At 46.7% G+C, this 13,912-nt stretch carries 15 protein-coding genes; 11 read left to right on the top strand and 4 right to left on the bottom strand.

Going from position 1 to position 13,912, the window contains the following annotated elements; translation table 11 throughout:
- Nucleotides 1–2: 2 nt before the first annotated feature.
- Nucleotides 3–167 (bottom strand): hypothetical protein, encoded by a 165-nt coding sequence (locus FTT64_RS08380; protein WP_180182274.1) that lies wholly within the window; start codon nucleotides 165–167, stop codon nucleotides 3–5.
- Nucleotides 168–834: 667 nt separating this feature from the next.
- Between FTT64_RS08380 and ybgC the strand changes: the two genes are divergently transcribed.
- From ybgC to pal, 6 genes are all read left to right on the top strand, one after another.
- Nucleotides 835–1,248, top strand: a complete 414-nt coding sequence (gene ybgC, locus FTT64_RS08375) for a tol-pal system-associated acyl-CoA thioesterase (protein WP_005176609.1) — start codon at nucleotides 835–837, stop codon at nucleotides 1,246–1,248.
- Nucleotides 1,249–1,270: 22 nt separating this feature from the next.
- Entirely contained in the window at nucleotides 1,271–1,969 is a 699-nt protein-coding gene (gene tolQ / locus FTT64_RS08370; protein ID WP_005176608.1) for a protein TolQ, read from the top strand.
- Nucleotides 1,969–2,421: a protein TolR gene (tolR, locus tag FTT64_RS08365; RefSeq protein WP_180182273.1), complete on the top strand. Its 453-nt coding sequence runs from the start codon at nucleotides 1,969–1,971 to the stop codon at nucleotides 2,419–2,421. Before tolQ ends, tolR begins: the two co-directional genes overlap by 1 nt.
- Nucleotides 2,422–2,424: 3 nt before the next feature.
- Nucleotides 2,425–3,615: a cell envelope integrity protein TolA gene (gene tolA, locus FTT64_RS08360; RefSeq protein WP_180182288.1), complete on the top strand. Its 1,191-nt coding sequence runs from the start codon at nucleotides 2,425–2,427 to the stop codon at nucleotides 3,613–3,615.
- Between the two features lie 199 nt (nucleotides 3,616–3,814).
- The gene (gene tolB / locus FTT64_RS08355) at nucleotides 3,815–5,098 is read left to right on the top strand and encodes a Tol-Pal system beta propeller repeat protein TolB (protein WP_370459252.1); all 1,284 of its coding nucleotides are present in this window, start codon (nucleotides 3,815–3,817) and stop codon (nucleotides 5,096–5,098) included.
- A gap of 35 nt (nucleotides 5,099–5,133) precedes the next feature.
- Complete coding sequence (gene pal, locus FTT64_RS08350; protein WP_005176597.1) at nucleotides 5,134–5,703, top strand: peptidoglycan-associated lipoprotein Pal; 570 nt, start codon at nucleotides 5,134–5,136, stop codon at nucleotides 5,701–5,703.
- Nucleotides 5,704–5,796: 93 nt separating this feature from the next.
- Here the strand turns inward: pal and FTT64_RS08345 are convergent, their stop codons facing one another.
- Complete coding sequence (locus FTT64_RS08345) at nucleotides 5,797–5,994, bottom strand: NF038105 family protein (protein WP_163145979.1); 198 nt, start codon at nucleotides 5,992–5,994, stop codon at nucleotides 5,797–5,799.
- Between the two features lie 188 nt (nucleotides 5,995–6,182).
- Between FTT64_RS08345 and FTT64_RS08340 the strand changes: the two genes are divergently transcribed.
- The 5 genes from FTT64_RS08340 to FTT64_RS08320 all read left to right on the top strand — a co-directional run bounded on the left by FTT64_RS08340 (nucleotide 6,183) and on the right by FTT64_RS08320 (nucleotide 9,465).
- Complete coding sequence (locus tag FTT64_RS08340) at nucleotides 6,183–7,157, top strand: class 1 fructose-bisphosphatase (RefSeq protein ID WP_180103589.1); 975 nt, start codon at nucleotides 6,183–6,185, stop codon at nucleotides 7,155–7,157.
- Between the two features lie 52 nt (nucleotides 7,158–7,209).
- Nucleotides 7,210–7,986, top strand: a complete 777-nt coding sequence (locus tag FTT64_RS08335; protein ID WP_127800507.1) for an RNA methyltransferase — start codon at nucleotides 7,210–7,212, stop codon at nucleotides 7,984–7,986.
- A gap of 159 nt (nucleotides 7,987–8,145) precedes the next feature.
- Nucleotides 8,146–8,760 carry an RNA polymerase sigma factor gene (locus tag FTT64_RS08330; RefSeq protein ID WP_005176588.1) on the top strand — a complete coding sequence of 205 codons (615 nt, stop codon included), beginning with the start codon at nucleotides 8,146–8,148 and terminating at the stop codon, nucleotides 8,758–8,760.
- On the top strand, nucleotides 8,757–9,077 hold the full coding sequence (locus FTT64_RS08325; RefSeq protein WP_016660007.1) for a hypothetical protein: 321 nt from the start codon (nucleotides 8,757–8,759) through the stop codon (nucleotides 9,075–9,077). The genes FTT64_RS08330 and FTT64_RS08325 overlap by 4 nt, the downstream gene beginning before the upstream one ends.
- Nucleotides 9,067–9,465: a DUF3106 domain-containing protein gene (locus tag FTT64_RS08320; protein ID WP_005176585.1), complete on the top strand. Its 399-nt coding sequence runs from the start codon at nucleotides 9,067–9,069 to the stop codon at nucleotides 9,463–9,465. Before FTT64_RS08325 ends, FTT64_RS08320 begins: the two co-directional genes overlap by 11 nt.
- 84 nt (nucleotides 9,466–9,549) lie before the next feature.
- Here FTT64_RS08320 and FTT64_RS08315 read toward each other — a convergent pair whose 3' ends face one another.
- Together FTT64_RS08315 and rbtA are read right to left on the bottom strand one after the other, a co-directional pair.
- Entirely contained in the window at nucleotides 9,550–11,982 is a 2,433-nt protein-coding gene (locus FTT64_RS08315) for a CSLREA domain-containing protein (RefSeq protein ID WP_180182272.1), read from the bottom strand.
- 15 nt (nucleotides 11,983–11,997) lie between these two features.
- The gene (gene rbtA, locus FTT64_RS08310) at nucleotides 11,998–13,806 is read right to left on the bottom strand and encodes a rhombotarget A (protein WP_180182271.1); all 1,809 of its coding nucleotides are present in this window, start codon (nucleotides 13,804–13,806) and stop codon (nucleotides 11,998–12,000) included.
- Nucleotides 13,807–13,912: the final 106 nt, after the last annotated feature.

The raw sequence follows: 13,912 nt of genomic DNA, 5'->3' as shown, positions 1-13,912 counted from the left end.
TTTCAGTGAATCTGAACTATCTGAACCAGCTTTTGCAAGGCAATCTCAGTCCCTGACTGAGCTTCGACTTTAAAAATGAACGCGGCAAAATCATTGATGCAGATCGAGCCGGCATTGAACAGATCGACCTGCATCGGCATGGGCACTGGTCCATTGATGCCATCCATTTTGATCAGCTATGTGTCATCCACTGGATTAGCCTGTATTTTTCTGAAGAACTTAACCCCTTTATTGAAACCTATACCCAACCACCCGCTTCAGTAAAACCGAAACAGAAGCTTGCCCTGATTCTGACATTAGTGGCTGTGCTGGGCGGAATTGGTAGTTATCTGCTGCAAGACGCTGTAGGGATTGTCTTATCTGTGGCTGCGTTCTTTCTTAGTATGATCTGGTATGGCTTACTTTAGCTACGGCAATATTTTGCCAATAAGCAGCCTCAGCAGTTTGAGCGAACTTTCGTGATCAGCAGCTATTTCGCCTTGCATCTACGCGATTATGCGGTAGAGCGGCTGTACCTCAGTCATCCGGACAGTGCCTAAAACCGCGCTATCAAAATTGCCAATAGTCAAGCACAGGCGGTATGGCAAAAAAAGCATAAATCACGTGCCAATTCACCTAATTCAACCTGTACCGAACGATAAATATCCAATCTCGGCTCTATATTCTTTATACCTTTGCCACTGGATTTGACACCTTGTGCCATAGGAGCAAAAAGTCATTATGCTAAACTGCAAAGCCAACCCAGTCGGGCATTTGACAGAACCTCAGACAACTTCAATTCAGTTCTGTACGGCCCTTCCAGACCAAAACTGAAAATTGTAATGGAACAGTATCATGGCGAATAAATTTGAATTTCAAATTCGTATCTATATGGAAGACACCGATGCAGGCGGGATTGTATACCATGCCAATCATATTCGTTTCATGGAACGCACCCGGACCGAATGGCTGCGTGCTTCCGGCGTCGATCATTATTGGCATCAAAACGACTATAACTTTGTCGTACATAAAATTAATGTCAAATATATGCGTCCAATCTTAATGGATGATCTGATTACTGTTACAGCAAGTGTTGTTTCGTGTAAAGCAACGTCATTTGTATTGCAACAAAATATTTATCGTGGTGAAATCATGCTTGCTTCTGGTGAGGTGGAATTGGCATGTTTAAGTTCTGAAATGCGTCCACGTCGCCTTCCGGATGAAATTCGTGGCCTGATTCTAAAAGAGCTAGGACAGGACCAAGACTAAAAACTTATGGCACTACGTAACTATGGCAACACAATTAGAATCATCTCTACAAGTCTCTGATCTTATTTTGCAGGCAAGCCCTGTGGTACAACTGGTCATGTTGGTGCTGTTACTGGCCTCCTTGTATAGTTGGTATCTGATCGCCAAGTTACATCTCAGTTATAAAAAAGCCCAGGCTGATGATGATCATTTCCAGAAAATCTTCTGGTCTGGTGCTGAATTAAATACGCTATATAACAACGCCCAACTCAATTCCAAACGCACCGGCCTGGAAGATATTTTCTATCAGGGTCTGGGTGAATTTCTCAAATTGAAAAAACGTCATGCCCCGACTGCACAAAGTCTAGAAGGTACCGAACGTATTTTACGTGTCGGTTTAAGCCGTGACCAAGGCCAACTGGAACAAGGCTTAGGCGCGCTGGCCAGCATTGGCTCTGTGGCACCGTATATTGGTTTATTTGGAACCGTGTGGGGCATTATGAATGCCTTTATTGGCCTGGCCGATGTCGATCAGGTAACACTGGCTACCGTTGCACCGGGGATTGCCGAAGCGCTGATTGCCACCGCAATTGGTTTATTTGCCGCAATTCCAGCTGTACTGGCCTTTAACCATTACACCGCCAAAGGTGAAAGCCTCTATTCAGACCGTGCCTTGTTTGCTGAAGAGATGGTGGCCTTATTACAACGTCAGTCTTTGGGTTCAGCACGGGAACATGACTAATGGCCATTCAACGTTCCGGACGCTTCGAGCGTATTAAAAAGCCCTTAAAAAGTGATATGAATGTGGTACCTTACATCGACGTGATGTTGGTGCTGCTGGTCATTTTTATGGTCACTGCCCCAATGATTACCAGCGGTATCAATGTCGATTTGCCGCGGGCCAATGGCAATCCGATTGAATCCAAAGATGCACCGGCTGTGGTCAGTCTGGACAAAGATGGCCAGTATTTTCTGAAATACAAAGCTCAAAATTCCAGTCAGCCGCTAACACTCAGTGAACTGACTGCCGTATTAAGTGAAGCGCAGCAACAGGCGCAAGCGGAAAATAAAGAACTGCATGTGGTCATTGAAGGTGAAAAATCTCGTGCGTATGGCGAAGTTATGGCCCTGATGAGCAGCCTTCAGGACGCCGGTTTAACTCAGGTTGGCTTACTGACTGAGCCATTAAAGTAAATGATGAAAAGATTGCAAAAACCACCGTTTCAGCAAAAAGCACTGGCCATTGGCTTCACGCTCGGCGTGCATGTCATTGCCGTGGTGGGTTTACTTTATTTGGGCATGAGCCAGCCACCGGAACCACCCAAACAGATTCGGACCGTGCTGATTAAACCGGAAGATTTACCCCCTGTTACCCGTGAAGAAACCGAGTTTGCTGAAACTGCACATGAAAATGTGGAAGCCGAGATTCAGCAAACCGCGACTCCGGTTGAAGATGCCCCGGTAATTCCGGTCGCACCGCCACCTCTGCCTCAGCCAGAACCGGCCAAAGTACAACCAAGCAATACCGCAGCACAGCAACAGGCCGAACAGCAAAAACGACTGGAAGCACGTGCACAGGCGGAAGCAGAAAAATTACAGGCACAACAGGCCCAGCGCGCCAAGGCAGAAGCTGAACGTAAAGCCCAAGCCGCTGAAAAAGCCAAGGCTACTGCACAAGCCAAAGCCGAGGCCGAAGCCAAACGCCGCAGTGAAGCCGAAGCCCTGCGTAAGGCAGAAGCCGCAGAAAAAGCCAAACTTGATGCACGTCGTAAGGCGGAAGCAGAAGCCAAACGTAAAGCCGAAGCGGCAGATAAGGCCAAGGCAGATGCGGCAGCCAAGGCGAAGGCAGATGCCGAGGCGAAACGTAAAGCCGACGCCGAAGCCAAACGTAAAGCAGATGCTGCGAATAAGGCCAAAGCAGAAGCAGCAGCCAAAGCCAAGGCTGAAGCGGAGGCTAAGCGCAAAGCCGAAGCAGCTGAAAAAGCTAAAGCGGATGCGGATGCAGCGGCGAAAGCCAAAGCCGATGCAGAGGCCAAAGCCCGTGCTGAAGCAGAAGCTAAAGCCTCGGCAGCCAAACAGGCGGCTGAAGAAGCGGCACAAAAGAAAGCTGAAGCCAAACGGATTGCCTCTACAGCCAAACGCGATTTTGAAAACAAGATCCGTCGCGCCTGGGATATTCCGGTCGGCTCTTCTGGCAAAACTGCCACGGCACGGGTTACGCTAACCGACAGCGGTTCGGTGGCCTCGGTGATTGTGAACTCCAGTGATCCGGACATGAAAGCCAGTGTCGAGGCCGCGGTACGTGCTGCTGCACCCTATCCAATGCCTTCGGACCCGGATGCACGCCGTGAAGCACGCAGTTTTACCTCCAGCTTTACTGCCAAATAAGCTGACTCGCCATCCTGTCAAAAGCCGGGATGGCCTGTTATTTTTCAGTTACACTGCACAACAAGCGACAAAATTTTATTCACTTTTCACAGTGTTATAACAGTTTGGTCATAATTCTCTGCTTTAAATCTCAAATAAGCATGGCATTATGTAGAACAATCACATCAACAAGAATTATGTTTTGAGTAAATAGCGAATGATGGAAATGAAGCCTAAACATCTACTTTGCTTGGCAATTTTTACTGCTTTGGGTCCAATAATGGTCTCTCAAACCCATGCCCAGCTACATCTGGAAATTGCCAAAGCACCTGCAGAAGCCCCGAAAATTGCCATCATTCCGTTTAGTAATGATCAAAGCATTTACCCGATTGTTGAAAATGACCTGAACCGTTCCGGCAAATTCACCAGCTCATCAAAAAACTTGCCGGCAAGTGCAGCAAATAATAGTCCGAATGCCGCTGCTTGGCAGGCCGCCGGTGTACCTTATGTAGTGACTGGTACCAGCAAGCCAACTGCAGATGGTGGCTTTGAAATTCACTATCAGCTGTATGATGTGCAAAAGCAGCAGTATTTATTAAACGAATTACTGACTGTACCGGCTTCACGTACCCGTCAGGCTGCACATATGATCAGTGACACCATCTATGAAGCACTGACCGGTATTAAAGGCGATTTCAGTGGTCGTATTGCCTATGTCTTGCGAAATCCGGCCACTCCGGAGCAGCGCTATACCCTGCAAATTGCCGACACCGATGGTGAACAGCCAAGAACCATTCTGACTTCACGCGATCCAATCTTGTCGCCGGCCTGGACGCCAGATGCCAAGAAAATTGCCTACGTGTCCTTTGAAACCAAACGCCCTGCGATTTATGTTCAGGATTTATCTACCGGTTCACGTGAAAAACTGGCCAGCTTCCGTGGCTTAAATGGCGCACCAAGCTTCTCTCCAGATGGTTCACGCATGCTGTTTACAGCTTCAATGCACGGCAATCCGGAAATTTACGAGATGGATCTGGGCACGCGTCAACTCAAGCGCATGACCAATGACAGCGCCATTGATACAGAAGCACGCTACGCACCCGATGGTAAATCGTTTATTTTTACTTCAGATCGTGGCGGCTCAGTGCAAATCTATCGCTATGACCTGAACACGGGCAGCAGCAAACGTCTGACCTTCCGCGGCGCATTTAATGCGCGTGGTACTTTAAGTGCCGATGGTAAAAAACTGGCGCTGGTTCATCGTCCAAGTGGCAGCAATTATAAAGTTGCGATTCAGGACATTAATACCGGCATTACCAATATCCTCACCCCAACCAGCCTGGATGAATCTCCAAGCTTCTCACCAAATGGACAGATGGTGGTCTATGCAACCCGTGAAGGTGCGCGTGGCCTGCTGTCCATTATGTCTTTAGATGGTCGTTTCCGTATGAATTTGCCAAGTGAACAAGGTGAAGTGCGTGAACCGGCTTGGGCACCAAAATAAGAGCAACTGAACAACCAAGTTTCATGGAGATGAAAATGAACGCAGTAAAATTATTTGTATTGCCTGTACTGGCCTCAGCGCTGGTGATGACTGGCTGTGCCAACCGTAAGCCTGCAACCGATGTTCAAGCAGGACAAACACCGACCTCTTCAACCACAGTCAATACACAAGGCTTAAGTGATGATGCAGCCTTGAATGCACAAAACCTGGCTGGTGCATCTGCCAAAGGTGTAACTGAAGCCAATAAAGCATTCTTGGCGAAACGTGTGGTGCACTTTGACTATGACAGCAGCGAACTGTCGAATGAAGACCTGCAAACCTTACAGGCGCATGCACAGTTCCTGATGGCCAATGCCAACTCGAAAGTCGCGCTTACAGGTCATACCGATGAACGTGGTACCCGTGAATACAACATGGCCCTTGGTGAGCGTCGTGCCAAAGCAGTCGAAAGCTTCCTGGTCACCACAGGCGTGAATCCGGGTCAATTGGAACCGGTCAGCTATGGTAAAGAAATGCCGGTTAACCCAGGTCATGATGAAAGTGCCTGGAAAGAAAACCGCCGTGTTGAAATCAACTACGAAGCGGTACCACCTTTACTGCGTTAAGATGGCATCATTGAGCAGAGTTGCTCAATATAAAAAAGCGCTCCATCGGGCGCTTTTTTAATACTCAAACACAAGAGCTGAGCCAAATTCTATTTAAGGTGCATTTGCCTGTGCATCTTCTTCATCTTTGGCGGGTTGCATCGACTCAATCATGTCGTGCTTGTTAAATTTCTTGTACTCTGGCTTTGCTTCATACCCCTTCCAGGCTTCTTTAACCTTGTCGGCGCTAATTTCATCTAAACTAATGCCTTCGCTTGGGGTTGGAGTCGCATCAAACTTTAACGTTGTCATATGTGTGCTCCTATATACTGGTTGATTCTGTTCCTTCACATCAACATAGCACTTTCTAGCAGACTTGCAAGGGCAAAATCACGTCAAATAGTTGAGTTTAATTTTTCTTTTAAGCTGTTCTCATCTAAAATATCGGACAAAGCTTTTTTGATCATGCCCGATCGATTCTTATTCGGAGTTTTCCTATTATGTCTTATCGCACCCTGTCCCAATTTCTACAACAACAAAGCGGAAATTTAACCCCTGAACTTGCACAGGTGATTGAGACCATTGCCAACACCTGCAAAACCATTGATCAGGCTTTACAAAAAGGTGCCTTGGCTGGGGTTCTGGGCAGCGCACAAAATGAGAACGTGCAAGGCGAAGAGCAAAAGAAACTCGATGTCATTTCCAATGATTACCTGATTGATGCCTTACAGAAACATCCCAATGTGGGCGGTTTAGCCTCAGAAGAACTGGATGAATTCACTCCGGCACAGGAAAATGGCCAATATTTAGTGCTGTTCGATCCGCTAGATGGTTCAAGCAACATCGACATCAATATGTGTGTCGGCACCATTTTCTCGATTCTTCCGGCAAAAAATGCCGTCACGCAAGCAGCTGATTTCATGCAGGCCGGTGTTCACCAGGTTGCTGCCGGTTATGTACTGTATGGCCCATCAACCATGATGGCCTTAACCGTCGGTGCAGGTGTAGTGTTCTTTACCTTTGACCCGGAAACTCAGGAATTCCTGCTGACTTCGGAAAATATCCAGGTGGCAGCCGACACCAAAGAATATGCAATTAATGCCTCTAACCAGCGTCATTGGGAAACACCCGTTCAACGTTATATTGATGAACTGCTAGCAGGTAAAACCGGTCCACGTGAAAAAGACTTCAATATGCGCTGGGTAGCCTGTATGGTAGGTGATATCCACCGTATTCTATGCCGTAGCGGGATTTTCATGTATCCATACGATCTGAAAGACCCGAAAAAAGCTGGCCGTTTACGTTTAATGTATGAAGCCAACCCGATGAGTATGCTCATGGAACAAGCCGGTGGTGCGTCGACAACAGGTCGTGTACGTATTCTGGAAATTGAACCGACCGATCTGCATCAACGTGTACCAGTGATCATTGGTTCTAAAAACGAAGTTGATCTTGTTACTGGCTACCACGCTTAATTTTTTCTGATTAACACCTGTGGGTCTGTGCTCACAGGTGTGGATGTTCTCCATGCCTATCTTATTTCTCGAATCGAAAGATAATCCTAAAATTAAGCACCTACGTGGCTTGATTGAACAAAACAGCTACCGTAAAAAACAAGGTCAGACTGTGCTTGAAGGTTCGCACCTTTGTCTGGCATGGTTAGAACAAAACCGGAAAATTAACGCGATTTTCACCACCGAAAATGCCCTGAAACATCCTGATCTGAACGATATTCTGGACCAGTATCAGGGTACGGTGTTTGTGATTGGCGAGTCTTTATATAAAGATTTAAGTACCTTGGGCACCACCCTTGCCTGTCTGGCTATTGTCGATTTGCCAAGTTCCAGTCAGGCGCTTGACTATCAGGCCGATACCTTAATCTTGGAAAATGTCCAGGACCCGGGCAATGTCGGCACCCTGCTACGCTCGGCTGCTGCAGCCGGCATCCAGCAAATTGTCTGCACCAAAGGCTCCGCCTCGTTATGGTCACCACGGGTATTACGTGCCGGGATGGGTGCGCATTTTTCTTTGCAGACCTTTGAAAATATCCAGCTCGAGGAGATTCTGGAACAGTTTAAAATTCCGGTCTATGTCACCAGCTCACACCGTTCCACCAGCCTGTATGTCAAAGACTTAAGCCAGCCATGCGTATGGATTCTCGGCAATGAGGGTCAAGGTGTATCGGATTACGCACTAGCACATGCAGAAGCCGTTACCATTCCCCAACCGGGCGGACAGGAATCCTTAAATGTCGCGATTGCCGGTTCAGTCTGTTTTTTTGAAATGGTACGTCAACGACTCTAATACGTTAATTTATATTAAATAGGCTGGCCCTATTAAAAAAATAGATTACACTAGAAAAATAATAACTTGTAATGTCAACCGAACCATTATTTTTAACGTTAATAGTGCCATGAAGTTAAAAATAATGGTGGGTATCCAATGACAGGATTTTCCATCTCTATGGATTTAGCACCCAAAAAGTCTCAACCTGAAAGTTTGAGTACTCTGAAGAGTACGGCTGAACAACGCCTGAAAACTTTTATGCACGAGGTCACCGGGCGCGCCTTAGTGATGATGGAAAGTGCCACTCAGGGACAGCATGGCATCGCGATGGATCTGGTTCAGGAAGCCTTTATTTCCCTGCACAAATCCTATGCCGATAAAAGCACAGATGAGTGGTATCCGCTGTTCTACACCATTTTAAATAACAAATTACAGGACTGGCGACGTAAAGAAGCCCGTCGTGCACAACCCTTTTCATTTTTCCGCAAAGTCAGCCTGGATGACGATGATGTCGAACAAAATGATCTGGTCGATGAACGTGCACTCAATCCTGCTGAGTTTTTGGACCAAGCCATGACTGCTGAAGAAATTCAGGAGGCAATCGCCAAACTTCCAGTGCGTCAGCAACAAGCGTTTATGCTGCGGGCCTGGGAAGGGTTCGATACTCAGACCACTGCCCAGATTATGAATTGTTCTGAAGGCAGTGTAAAAACCCATTATCATCGTGCTATTCAGGCTTTACGCCAGACTCTGGCACATATGAATCCATATCTGGGAGGATCATCAGAATGAAACAAGATGATTTCTTAAAACAAGTGACTTCCAAACTTGATGGACTCGCCCACCACCACAAAGACAAAGCTGTGGTGATGAATCATGTTCTGGATCAGATTCAGGACCAGCAGACATCACGCTATGGCCTGTGGAAAATGTCCGGTTTTGCACTTGCGGCTGCCATTGCAGGGTTCGTCATTTTACCAAATTCGGTAGAAATGACCGCACAACCGCAAAATCAGGTGGTGGCTACGCCAAAACTTTCACCGCAAATGATGGAAGATCTAGAAATGTTATTGGTGCTGGGTGAGGATAAAGTTCAACATGGCAGCTAAACGTTTAGCATTCGCCTTCTGTGCGCTGGGCTTTTTACAAACCAGCTTTGCTGGCTTTGAGCGTTTCTGGATTTTCTCCAAAGATGCAGATACGAAAATTGTTGAAAGCTGGGAAACCCTCTCAGATGAAGAACAATTGGCCTTAATCAAACGTTATCAGAATTTAAAAGAACTGCCGTCCGATAAAAGTGCTTCTTTGCAACAGCGTATGGACTGGTTTATCCAGCTACCCGATGCAGAAAAGCAGAAAATGCGTGAAACCTGGCAAAAAATGAGTACCCAGGAACGCAAGGAACTCGGCCAAAGAATGCAGAAGGCCACGCCTGAAGAACGCGTGCTGATTCGTGAAGAATATATCAATAAATATATCACGCCGACAGAATACTAAGCGATTAAGCCACACATCAACCCAGTGCTGGTCCATAAAAAAGCCTCTTATCAGAGGCTTTTTTACATTCACTGGATTTATGATTTATGATTTAAACTGACGGCGTACACGATATGCTGCCATACCCAATAAACCAAATAATCCAGCAAGCCCTAGACTTCCACCACCGCTTCCTTCAGTATTGCTGTTTTTCGCGGTATTGATCAGGCTGATGGTCGCCTCATTAGACAGCTCCTGTTCAGCATCAAATACCGTGTATTTCAGCTCATAATCAAACGGGCTATAGCTGTTACGCACCTGAATCTGCAGGTTTCCGCCATAACAAGTTTCACGCACATAATCCCCTGGACATGGACCACTCCGGTCTGCCGTGACCAGTACACTTGAAGGCACATTGGTTAAACGGATTGGCAATTCAAGTCCATTGCTATCGGTATAAAAGGCCGGTTTATTTTGTCCAGACAGCAGTGTATTGACAGGTCCATCGCCATCATCACTGTCATTTTCCAGCGGATTGACATTAATTTTCAAATCCGAACCATATTCAATGGTGTAGCGGTCGGCTTTGGCAATCGGTTTGATGTTCATGAATTTTGCTTCAAGCAAACCACTCGACTGAACAGTTGGATCCGTCACCGACGTAATGGTATAGGCACAATAGGCAGAATCAATATTCTGGGTCACCTGATCATCGACCCGATAGAACAGAATCCGTTTTACATCGGCATCCCATTCGCATTTCAGGTTTGGATCATGCAGCAGTTTACTGCGGTCAAAGGCCACATCTTCTAAACCACCGCCAATACCATAGACTTCTGTACTGATATTAAAGTGTTCCGGTTTTAGTTCCAGCAATTGTGCCACGCTACCATCGGCATTTGGTTCATCATGCTTGAGGGCCAGTGCAAATGGATCGATATAAATAGTCCGATACTTCTGTTTTTGCTTGGAAAATTTAAGTAAATTTTCATAGTTTTGCAGATCTGCCTGATGTTGGGCCAACAGCTCTTTATTTTTCTCTGGTGCCTGAACCAGCGCTTTTAAACGATCAATCTCCTGCTGATAGCTGTCAAACAAGGTCACATGCGACACGTTTTTCAGATTGACAATATCTGCTGCGGTCATACGCATGAGTTCAACCGAACCAATTTCACAGCTGTTTTTCTGTTCTGGGTCTAAAATCAGGGTGCCATCAGTCACACGCTGTAAACCACGCTGATCTGACACTTCACAGCCAAATCCTTCGACATTGACCAGGTCTGCATCATTGCCTAGATTTTTTGGATAATATAACGGCAGGAATAAGTTGTAGGCTGAAGCTGGCTGCATTGGATAGAGCACATCACTTAACTGCTTGCCACTCAAATTCACCGAGCTCATTGAGTTTTCTTCTGTGCTCGCGAGCGTTTCTGGTAGGTCACACCCCCCCTGCTCTGCACTTTGTGCATTCGGGAAAATTAGTGCATTGCGTGATGAGCTGATATTCGGCTGCCGCTCGGTTAAACTGCCATTGTTCAGTGCATAACGGCATGATTTTCCCGTATTAAATGCCAGCACATTAAATCTTAACACTTTGATGCCTGAATCATCATAATAGAAGGTGCTGACGGCCTCATTTTCGACAATGGTATTGTTATTTAAACTGAAGACCGATTGCGTACTGAGGCGGTGTTCCGGGCCATTGGCCAGGTTAAAAATATGCCCCTGCGTTAAGTTCGCTTTATTTTTAGCCACTGTGGTATTGGTTAAAGTCAGACGCGGCTTGCCACAAAAATCAAAGCTACTCAGGCTGTTGCTGTTGCCATTTTGAATGACACTGCTTTGCTGAATGGTGATATTGGCCTGGGTATCTGCTAGATTTGCCGTACAGTCCATCGCCAGCACACTGCCGACACTGGCGCTGTTCCCCTGAATCAGGCTATTCACCACCGTAATTGGCTGTTCCTGATTATGGGCAGCAATATACAGTGCACCACCCCGCGCTGCCTGCGAATCCAGAATTGCGGTATTGGTCAAGGTCAACGGTCCGGCAACCAGTAAAGCCCCGCCCAGCCCATCGCTATAGCCATTTTTAAGGGTCAGATCGTCAAACATGACATTGGCCTGACTGTCGAGCGTATTAACAATACGATGCAGCCCCTGGCCGTTAATAATGGTCTGATGCGGTATCAGCGCCGGATAACGGTGGGTAATAGGATCTTTCTTGCTGTAATCAAGCGGTGTTGCGCCCATAATCCGCACATTGGACTGCGGGCGTAATTCAGCATTTAACTTGTATTCACCCGCTTGCAGACGGATATAATCCACTGCAATATAGTTGGTATTGCCGACACTACAGCCCCCAAAGGCTTTGTTCTGTTTGGCCGCCACCAAGGCTTCACGTAGCGAACATTTATCCGGGTTTTCACCATTTTCATCGGCAAATGTGGTGACATAAATAGTACGGTCTTCTGCGGCCATTAATGACATGGCACTGACAATCATGACTCCCAAGAGTGCTTTTTTATAATTTTTCATTCCCTTTCCCTGTTTTTATTTTTTACGGTGCCAAGCTGCCAATAACATCAACATGAGCACGCCATAGCCAGCCACTGCTCCGCCAGATGTTTTAATTTTGTCACTATCCATGTGGTTTTCAGGTGCCTGAATCACTTGTACACGAATTTCTACATACGGTTTGGTGGTATTAAAACGTGTACTGCTGGTCACCAGTTTAATTTTAAAAACATCTGCGCCATGCCAAGCAGAATCCGGGGTATAAATAATCTTGCCCTGCTCATCAATTGTCAGTTGGCCTTTGGAACTGGTCTGGGTCTGCTCAATCTGCACACAGCCGGCTTGCCAGGCTTTCCCGGTCGGATTGCTGCTAAACAGGCTATCACAGAACTCGGCTGGTACCAGATCACTATCACCAATTAAATCGCTGACCGACATTTCGGCAATTTCACCGGCCAGAATATCCCGACCAATGAGACCTGAGGCATCAGGTACGGTAATTTCAATTGCACCACGGTCACACAAGGTATTATCCGAAGCTCGGTTCACCCCGCGCTGATCTGCCGAGGCACAAGTAACCTGCTCAGTGGTGCCCACTTGTGCATAGCCTTTGTTGACGATTGGAGAGTCAGCCAGAGCTTGGTAATTCAGTAAAATACGTGGGCGAATATAGCCCAGGAACTGCTCTTCTTTGACCTGATACGGGCAGAATAAGGCATCCTCATCTTCGCTCAGCACTTTACAGGCACCTTCCAGGATATTCCCGCTAAAAATATGGCTACCCTGCCAGATCTGGTTCGGGTAATTGGCATCGCCCGTTCCACATTCTTCAGAGACCAGATTGTTTTGCAGCACGCTTTGATCGGCTGCCTCTTTGCTACAGTTAGCAGACTTCGCCGTCACAGGATGTGGATTGGCCAGCAGAATACTGTTGGCAATATAGCCTTTTCCTGCCGGGGCTTCTAAACGTACCCCTGCGCTATTGCCCATTAAAGTGACGTTATTGACCCCGATATTGTCTCTCAGGTTCAGCACATAGCCTTCATTGCGGTTAAAGGTCGTACTGCTGATGGTATTGGCAGCGGCCAGCAGCTTGAGATTTTCGACATCTTCTGTAGGTAACTGGGTGTAGAGGTTGGCAGATGCCAGATCGCTGGTTTTGTTGTCGCTAAACACCGCTGCATAAATCCGGAAGCTTGGCAGTCGGCTATAGATGGCGCCACCCTCGGTGGCATGGTTGTGCTGGATTAAACTGTTTTTAATTTCAATAAAGGCTGGCGCGATATTCTCTCCCTCTTCAGCCAGATTATAGATGGCGCCGCCCTGGTTGGCTCGACCCTGACTCAGCTTGACATAATCCAGCACCAGGTATTCATGGTTCAGAATCAGACCGCCCTGATTGGGACGGCAACTGTCGCTGCCACAGCCTTGCAGGCTGACTTCGCTCAGGTTGACCTGAATACGTTTATCATCGCTGCTTTCAATATGAAAAATACGTTCATTACCAGCCATTTCGATAATGGCATTGTTCAGGCCTTTGATATTGTTTTCTTTCAAGCCGGTGTCATAGGTGGTTTTAATGCTTAAGGGTTGGGTAATTTTTAACTGCTGATTGAGTTTATAAACGGCGTGTTTTTCTAACAGAATGACATTGGAGGAATTTTCGCCACCGCAGCCATTATGACCTTCTTCCGGCAACCCCAAATTAATATACTCGACTGCTTCGCGCAGTGAGCATTCTTTATCATTGGCTTGAATATCTTCAGTGATGGTGACAACAATATTGCTACTATAAGCATGTCCCGCAATAAACAGCATACCAATGCCGATGCTCCGCTTGAGCATAAGCTTACTCCTTAACCTATTTATTCATTTTTATTTTTAAGTTGCAGCTTCCTTGCAACTAAGACTTATTTTGAGTGTAATTTGTCATAGCTAGAGTAATTACTCA

The organism is Acinetobacter sp. Q186-3 (assembly GCF_013420655.1).
GTDB classification, from domain to species: Bacteria; Pseudomonadota; Gammaproteobacteria; order Pseudomonadales; family Moraxellaceae; genus Acinetobacter; species Acinetobacter indicus.
This window is presented reverse-complemented; position numbering and strand designations above follow the sequence as displayed.